At 51.6% G+C, this 7,692-nt stretch carries 7 protein-coding genes and 1 tRNA gene; 1 reads left to right on the top strand and 7 read right to left on the bottom strand.

Annotation, left to right across the window (positions count from 1 at the left end; translation table 11 throughout):
• The 5 genes from NNN71_RS12320 to proB form a co-directional block, all read right to left on the bottom strand.
• Positions 1-564: hypothetical protein (locus NNN71_RS12320; protein ID WP_271458600.1), on the bottom strand; the 564-nt coding region annotated here is incomplete at its 3' end.
• A complete protein-coding gene (locus tag NNN71_RS12315; RefSeq protein ID WP_271458599.1) occupies positions 564-1,739 on the bottom strand; it encodes a tyrosine-type recombinase/integrase in 1,176 nt (391 codons plus the stop codon). The genes NNN71_RS12320 and NNN71_RS12315, both read right to left, overlap by 1 nt.
• A gap of 164 nt (positions 1,740-1,903) precedes the next feature.
• A tRNA-Thr gene (locus NNN71_RS12310) sits at positions 1,904-1,979 on the bottom strand.
• Positions 1,980-2,092: 113 nt separating this feature from the next.
• On the bottom strand, positions 2,093-3,343 hold the full coding sequence (proA, locus tag NNN71_RS12305) for a glutamate-5-semialdehyde dehydrogenase (RefSeq protein WP_271458598.1): 1,251 nt from the start codon (positions 3,341-3,343) through the stop codon (positions 2,093-2,095).
• A gap of 10 nt (positions 3,344-3,353) precedes the next feature.
• The gene (gene proB / locus NNN71_RS12300) at positions 3,354-4,457 is read right to left on the bottom strand and encodes a glutamate 5-kinase (RefSeq protein WP_163449475.1); all 1,104 of its coding nucleotides are present in this window, start codon (positions 4,455-4,457) and stop codon (positions 3,354-3,356) included.
• Between the two features lie 287 nt (positions 4,458-4,744).
• Here proB and phoE point away from each other — a divergent pair, with 287 nt between their 5' ends.
• Positions 4,745-5,836 (top strand): phosphoporin PhoE, encoded by a 1,092-nt coding sequence (gene phoE, locus NNN71_RS12295; protein WP_271458597.1) that lies wholly within the window; start codon positions 4,745-4,747, stop codon positions 5,834-5,836.
• 79 nt (positions 5,837-5,915) lie between these two features.
• Here the strand turns inward: phoE and crl are convergent, their stop codons facing one another.
• Together crl and frsA are read right to left on the bottom strand one after the other, a co-directional pair.
• The gene (gene crl / locus NNN71_RS12290) at positions 5,916-6,317 is read right to left on the bottom strand and encodes a sigma factor-binding protein Crl (RefSeq protein WP_065357890.1); all 402 of its coding nucleotides are present in this window, start codon (positions 6,315-6,317) and stop codon (positions 5,916-5,918) included.
• Positions 6,318-6,374: 57 nt separating this feature from the next.
• Positions 6,375-7,619: an esterase FrsA gene (gene frsA / locus NNN71_RS12285; protein ID WP_271458596.1), complete on the bottom strand. Its 1,245-nt coding sequence runs from the start codon at positions 7,617-7,619 to the stop codon at positions 6,375-6,377.
• Positions 7,620-7,692 lie beyond the last annotated feature (73 nt).

Here is a 7,692-nt window from a genome sequence, read left to right as displayed (position 1 = left end):
GGCTATATCATTGGATAGAATTCTTTCAACATACTCTCTCGTGATCCATAAATCATTTAAAGTAATTTTACACCCTTGTGAATCAGGCAACAAACAACAAAAGAAACCTTCAAGATTCATATCCCCTGAAGGTAAAACTATTAGCCCATCATCATATAAATTGCTCATTTCCATTTTAATTAATGCTCTTTGCTCAAGCTCCCACAAACCCGATGCATGTCCATAAGCGATATTAAATGGGCAACCATCCTCTGAGTCTGAATTAAAGAGATCATCTTCAAAGAAAAATTCAAAACCCTCAATGTGAATCGAGTCGTCATTATATACCAATGAATTTCTAGTTAACTCTTTGAACTCCTCAGTATGATTAGGTAAATCCCTTAAGTCATTATTTATTTTTTTAGTATCCATGGAACTAAAAAAAATCGAATTGGCCATATCCAACATGACACAAAGCTTAATTTTATCAACTGCTCCCCAGTGAATTATATCCCCTACTTCACAACCTATTAATTTAGCTGCCCGGTCCACTCGGTAATAATCTAAAGAAGGTATGGTTTTCATTATAGTTCCTCTAAAAAATCCGCATACCATTGCATCATTTCTCTACGTCCTTCCAGATATTGAGCATGGTTATAAATCCCACGAATAGAGTTTTTATCCAGATGTGCGAGTTGAGTTTCGATCCATGCACTGTTAAACCCCTTTTCATGCAAGATAGTACTCATAGTGTGCCGAAAACCATGCCCGGTAACGCGTCCAGCATACCCAATACGCTTAAAAACCTGGTTGATGCTGGCTTCACTCATACACTTACTGGGATCGTTACGTCCGGGGAACATCAGCGGATAATTCCCGGTCAGTTCTTTCAATTTTTCAAGATGAGCTAATGCTTGTTTTGACAGCGGTACAATATGGGCCCGACGCATTTTCATGCGTTCTTTTGGGATTTCCCATATTGCATTATTGAAATCCACTTCACGCCATTCAGCCGCACGCAATTCTCCCGTTCTCAGGCCGGTCAGGATGAGCAAATGTGCCCCCAATAAAACAATGGGGCTACCGGTGTAGGCATCCAATGCCTTGAAAAACTCAGGTAGTTCACTGGCTTTAAGGAAAGGATAGTGGACGGCTTCATGGCCTTGCATTGCGCTGGCGAGATCCGGTGCAGGATTGTAGATCGCCCGGCCGGTTACTATGGCATAACGAAACACCTCACCACATCTCTGGCGAACTTTCTTCGCCTTTTCCATTGCCCCTCTGGTTTCTATCAACCTCAGGACTTCTAGCAGCTCCAGAGGCTTGATATCAGCAATAGGACGGTCGCCAATATGAGGGAAAATATCTTTCTCAAATGCCTCAATGATGTCAGAAGCGTAACCCTCTGACCATTTGGGAGACTTCATCTTGTGCCACTCTAACGCAACCTCTCTAAACGGGTTGAGTATCTCAGTGGAGGTGGTTAAAGCCAGCTTCTTTGCTTTCTTCACTTCACCGGGATCATCACCAGCAGCGAGTAGCTTCTTTGCGTCTTCGCGTTTTTGTCTGGCATCAGCAAGGGAGACGGTTGGATAGACTCCAAAGGACAAGCGTTTTTCTTTACCGGCAAAACGGTACTTCATACGCCAGTAACGCGAGCCATTAGGTTCGACCTGAAGATACAGCCCCCCACCATCAGATAGCTTGTAGCTTTTCTCTTTTCCTTTGGCGGCTTCAACCTTGCGGGCGTTTAGCATCATTGGGGGCACATTTCCTAGACCGAACAGAACATGCCCCTGATTGTGCCCCCAACTGCATGTTGATTTCAAGAGATAGGGGTTGACACCAAATGACCGAAAACAGCGTAATCTCTATGTTTTTAAAGGATTTTGTTGATGTGAGTTGATTTGAAAAAACTATGGGATGGTGCCGATAATAGGAGTCGAACCTACGACCTTCGCATTACGAATGCGCTGCTCTACCAACTGAGCTATATCGGCCCTGCAAGAGGTGTTCACGAGCGTGAATCACGGGGTAAAAGGTTAAAACTAACCGGGCGATGCGTCAATAGTCAGATTAATCAACCGCCTATTTTTGCATCGCCCGTTTTCAATTACGCACGAATGGTATCTTCGCCGAAGCCGATCCACTTGTAGGTGGTCAGTGCTTCAAGGCCCATTGGGCCGCGCGCGTGGAGTTTCTGGGTGCTCACCGCCACTTCTGCACCCAGGCCGAACTGGCCACCATCGGTGAAACGGGTGGAGGCGTTGACGTACACCGCGGAGGAGTCCACTTCGTTGATAAAACGGTTGGCGTTGCTCAGGGTGCGGGTCAGGATCGCGTCGGAGTGCTGGGTGCCGTGTTGACGGATGTGTGTAATGGCGCTGTCAATATCCGGCACCAGCACCACGTTGAGATGCAGCGACAGGTACTCGTTATCAAGCTCTTCCGGCTTCAGCGGCACCAGCGGTGCCGGGCCTTTCAGCTCGCGCATCACCGCCTCATCGCCGTGCAGCGTAATGCCGCTTTCGGCCATCTGCTGGCTCAGCGCTGGCAGGAAGCGATCGGCGATGGATTGATTCACCAGCAGCGTTTCCACGCTATTACAGGCGCTCGGGCGCTGGGCTTTCGCATTGACGATAATCTTCAGCGCCGCTTCAATCTCTGCGCTGTCATCAATATAAATATGACAAACGCCGATACCACCGGTAATAACCGGAATCGTCGACTGCTCACGGCACAGCTTGTGCAGGCCCGCACCGCCGCGAGGGATCAGCATATCGATATACTTATCCATACGCAGCATCTCGCTCACCAGCGCGCGATCCGGATTGTCGATGGCCTGAATGGCTGCTTCTGGCAGACCGCACTCTTTCAGCGCGCGTTGGATAACGCCAACGGTGGCGGCGTTGGTGCGATACGTCTCTTTACCGCCGCGCAAAATCGCGGCGTTGCCGGTTTTCAGGCACAGCGCCGCCACGTCAACGGTGACGTTCGGGCGGGCTTCATAAATCACGCCAATCACACCCAGCGGGACGCGGCGACGTTCGATGCGTAAGCCGCTGTCGAGCAGCCCGCCGTCAATCACCTGCCCTACCGGGTCGGCCAGCACGCAGACCTGGCGGACGTCGTTGGCAATCGCCGTCAGACGAGCTGGCGTCAGCGCCAGGCGATCGAGCATGGCTTCGCTCAGGCCGTTTTCGCGCGCCTGGGCTAAATCTTCGGCGTTAGCCACAAGAATCTCTTCACTTTGAGATTCCAGATGATCGGCAATAGTTTCCAGAACCCGGTTTTTCTCACGGCAGGATAACTGCGCCAGCGTATAGGAGGCCTGCCTGGCGGCAATGCCCATTTGTTCCAGCATGTTGAACTCCTTAGCGGGTAATCATGTCGTCGCGATGCACGGCAACCGGGCCATACTCGTAGCCGAGAATGTCGTCAATTTCCTGCGAGTGGTGCCCGGCGATAAGGCGCAGCGCATCGCTGTTGTAACGGCTTACGCCGTGAGCGATGTCGCGGCCTGCAAGGCTACGAATACGGATCACTTCACCACGAGAGAAGTTGCCTGTCACGTTTTTAATGCCTTTTGGAAGTAATGAACTTCCGCGCTCCAGAATGGCGGAGGTCGCGCCTTCATCCACAATCAGTTCACCGGCTGGCGGTGCGCCAAAGATCCAGCGTTTGCGGTTCTCAAGCGGTGTATCCTGGGCGTGGAAACGCGTGCCGACGGAGATATTCGCCATCACGTCGCCAATCACGCCCGGCAGGCTGCCAGCGGCAATAATGGTGTCGATACCCGCGCGGCAGGCGACATCTGCGGCCTGCAACTTGGTGCCCATGCCGCCCGTGCCCAGGCCGGAGACGCTGTCGCCGGCAATGGCGCGCAGCGCGTCATCCACACCGTAAACATCTTTAATCAGCTCAGCGTCAGGATTGCTGCGCGGATCGGCGGTGAACAGCCCCTGCTGATCGGTCAGCAACAGCAGTTTATCCGCGCCCGCCAGAATCGCCGCCAGCGCGGAGAGATTATCGTTGTCGCCCACTTTAATTTCCGCCGTCGCGACGGCGTCGTTCTCGTTAATTACCGGAACAATGTTGTTGTCCAGCAGCGCGCGCAGGGTATCGCGCGCGTTAAGGAAACGTTCGCGGTCTTCCATATCGGCGCGAGTCAGCAGCATCTGACCAACGTGAATGCCATAAATGGAGAAGAGCTGTTCCCACAGCTGAATTAAGCGGCTCTGGCCAACGGCAGCAAGCAGCTGTTTAGAAGCGATAGTCGCGGGCAGTTCAGGGTAACCCAGATGCTCACGCCCGGCGGCAATCGCTCCTGACGTTACAATGACAATTCGATGTCCAGCTGCATGGAGCTGGGCGCACTGGCGAACCAGTTCAACAATATGCGCGCGATTCAGGCGGCGCGATCCGCCTGTTAAAACACTGGTGCCCAGTTTGACCACCAGCGTCTGACTATCACTCATGATTCTCTGCCGTTAAAAAGAAGAAGTATCGATCCAAACAAACGTTGTAACAGGAGTCAGCCCGCTTGCCAACAGGCAGCGCAGAAAGCCGGGGTTTTGTTGCGCGGGATCAGACAGCCTGGAGGCAAATGTTGACAATTTTATGACAGAAAAAATTAATCATACTTTTTTATATTCAATAGAACTTTGTCATAAATTTTTAACACGAGCGGGATAAAAACGTTCCTGTTTTTTCACAGTGGTCTTTCACAGCACTCTTTTAAGTATAAAAAAACCGGGATTGAGAAATGCAAAAAACAGCTCTGGCATTAACAGTGATGGGTATTATGGCGTCGTCTTCAGCTATGGCCGCAGAAGTTTATAACAAAGATGGTAATAAACTGGACGTCTACGGCAAAGTCAAAGCCATGCACTATATGAGCGATGACTCCAGCGCTGATGGCGATAAAACCTACGTGCGTTTTGGTTTTAAAGGCGAAACAAAAATTAACGATCAGTTGACCGGTTATGGCCGCTGGGAATCTGAATTTGCCGGTAATAACGACGAAGGCGGTAGCGCTTCTTCGCAGAAAACACGTCTGGCCTTTGCCGGTCTGAAATTAAAAGACTTTGGTTCTTTTGATTACGGTCGTAACCTCGGCGCACTGTACGATGTTGAAGCCTGGACCGATATGTTCCCGGAATTCGGTGGTGATTCTACCGCCAAAACCGATAACTTTATGACCAAGCGCTCAAGCGGCCTGGCCACCTACCGTAATACTGATTTCTTTGGTGTGGTCGACGGTCTGGATTTAACCCTGCAATATCAGGGTAAAAATGACCGTAGCACCTATGCCACCGCCAACGGCGACGGTTTCGGCACTTCTCTGTCTTATGATTTCGGCGGCAGCGACTTCGCCATCAGCGCGGCGTACACCAACTCTGACCGCACCGACATACAGCAGGCAAAATCGCTGGCGAAAGGCGGTAAGAATGCTGAATCCTGGGGCACCGGCGTAAAATATGACGCCAATAATATTTACCTGGCGATGATTTATACCGAAACCCGTAATATGACCCCAATTAAAGGTCTGGTTTCCGCCGACCAGGGCTTTGCGAATAAAGCACAGAACTTTGAAGCCATAGCGCAGTATCAGTTTGATTTCGGTCTGCGTCCGTCACTCGGCTACGTGCAGATGAAAGGCAAAGATCTGGATAACGGGATTGGCGATCAGGATCTGATGAAATATGTTGATGTCGGCGCGACCTACTATTTCAACAAAAATATGTCGGCATTTGTCGATTATAAAATCAACCTGATCGATGAAGATGCGGTGACCAAACGTCTGGCTATTATGACCGACGACGTGGTTGCTGTCGGGATGACCTACCAGTTCTAAGATAATACGAAAAAGGCCTCCACCTGGAGGCCTTTTTTATGACTGAATATCAAGGCCCGAAAATATCGGGCCTTTATTATTAAGCCGTGCGCTTCACCGCTTCATTCGCAAAACCGTCGGCAGGTTCCAGCGCTAAATCCAGGCTCTTCAACAGTTCGCTCGCCCGCTCGTGGAAACCGCGCAGCGTTTGCTGCAGACGTTCTACGACCTCCGGGTCTTTGATCGCGACAGCCTGCCACGTTCCCTCTTTGTCGAACAGGCCGAACTGGTAGCTGTAGGTGAAACGATGCTCTTCAGCTTCCATTTCCATCCACCAGCCCCAGAACTCACGCTTCTCTGGCGCGGGTTTTACGTTAACGCAAACGGCCAGGCAGTCGAAAAAAAAGCGGTTGTCCTGGCACTGTTCTTCGCGGATATAGGGGCCAAGCGCAGTGAATTTCTTGATCAATCTACTCTTCGGGTGTCCACTCGGTAACGTCATTGCGATCTCCTTTAGTGATGCAACTGTTTTACCAAATCAATAGAATTTATCAATATATTAACAAAATCTATTGTTGATCCACCCGGCAATTTCCTTCAGCGCCTTATCAAAATTACGGTACACCGGGTTAAACGGAATCGGCATCAGCTTGCCCTGCGCCGATGACGAAACGATCAGCCGTGACTCTTCCTCCGGGCTGAAAGGATCGTTATCCCAGTAGCCGGAAAGCATCGGTGTCGGGCAGCGGCGCCCCAGTAAACCCTGCGTTTTCAGCGAGTAGCGGTTTAGCTCCACGCGCAACGCTTCATCAGAGGCATCGTGCATACCTAAACGCGAGGCGAGCACGTCGAGGTACATTTCCGGCACGCGGCCCTGACGCAGCGGATCGCTCAGCAGGCTATGAACCACCGGGCCAAGGCAGGCCACGGCCTTCAGATTCTGCGCTTCCAGATAAGCCAGACGTACGGCGATGTTAGCGCCGAAGCGGAAGCCAAAAGCCGCGAGGCGGGTATGGTCCACCCAGGGAACATCGCGCAGCTGCTTAATCACGTGCTGATGCAGCATGCTGGAATCCTGGGTTAGCTTCCATTTGGAAGAAAAACCGATTGACGGCATGTCCACCGTCAACATCGCAATGCCAAGCGGGGCAAAATAACGCTCGAACAGGCTGTAATAGTCGCTTTGCAGGCCATCTAATCCGCCGCACATCAATACCGTCGGGAACGGGCCATCGCCTTTCGGCATATGTAGAAAACCGGTGATTGGCGCGCCGCCGGGAATCGCAAACTCCAGTTCGCGCATTGACCCCGGCAGACGTTTGGCGGCCTCTTCATAAGCACGGTTCGCCAGCGCCTGCGCCTGTTCGGCGAGGTCATCCCCCTTCAGGTGCGGATAGGCGGCAATGCTATAAAGATTAGAGGCATGCAGCCAGTGACGGCCGCTGAGGGTCTCGTCCTGCTCCTGCATGGCCTTCTGCTGCCACTGCATCGCCTGCGTTGACCACTCGTAAATCCAGTTGCCGCCGCGATAGCCCACCACGGTGTCGTACAGCTCATCGTCGGTGCGTTCGGCAGTACTCATGACGATACGCGCCTGCACGTCGAGAATTTCCTGCGGCGAGACGCCACGCCAGATCCACATCAGGCGATTAATCATTCGATACCAGTGCGGTACGGTGCTGCCGCTCAGCGCAGACTGCATGCTTGGAGCTTCACCGCTACTGAACCGGCGTACCAGCGTGGACGTTTCAGGGTGTTTAAAACGCGGCTTAAATAGCGTTTCGCTGAGATTAGCTTCTGGCATCACAAAACCTCCATGGATACGATCTTTAATCCATTGTAACGCGTGGGACATTAAAAAAAACAACGCCCGGCAT

This window comes from Kluyvera sp. Awk 3 (assembly GCF_028069715.1).
GTDB lineage: Bacteria > Pseudomonadota > Gammaproteobacteria > Enterobacterales > Enterobacteriaceae > Kluyvera > Kluyvera georgiana_A.
This window is presented reverse-complemented; position numbering and strand designations above follow the sequence as displayed.

Coding starts and splice junctions, on each gene's coding strand:
- NNN71_RS12315 (WP_271458599.1), bottom strand. CDS start 1,739: ATGATGCTAAACGCCCGCAAGGTTGAAGCCGCCAAAGGAAAAGAGAAA.
- proA (WP_271458598.1), bottom strand. CDS start 3,343: ATGCTGGAACAAATGGGCATTGCCGCCAGGCAGGCCTCCTATACGCTG.
- proB (WP_163449475.1), bottom strand. CDS start 4,457: ATGAGTGATAGTCAGACGCTGGTGGTCAAACTGGGCACCAGTGTTTTA.
- phoE (WP_271458597.1), top strand. CDS start 4,745: ATGCAAAAAACAGCTCTGGCATTAACAGTGATGGGTATTATGGCGTCG.
- crl (WP_065357890.1), bottom strand. CDS start 6,317: ATGACGTTACCGAGTGGACACCCGAAGAGTAGATTGATCAAGAAATTC.
- frsA (WP_271458596.1), bottom strand. CDS start 7,619: ATGCCAGAAGCTAATCTCAGCGAAACGCTATTTAAGCCGCGTTTTAAA.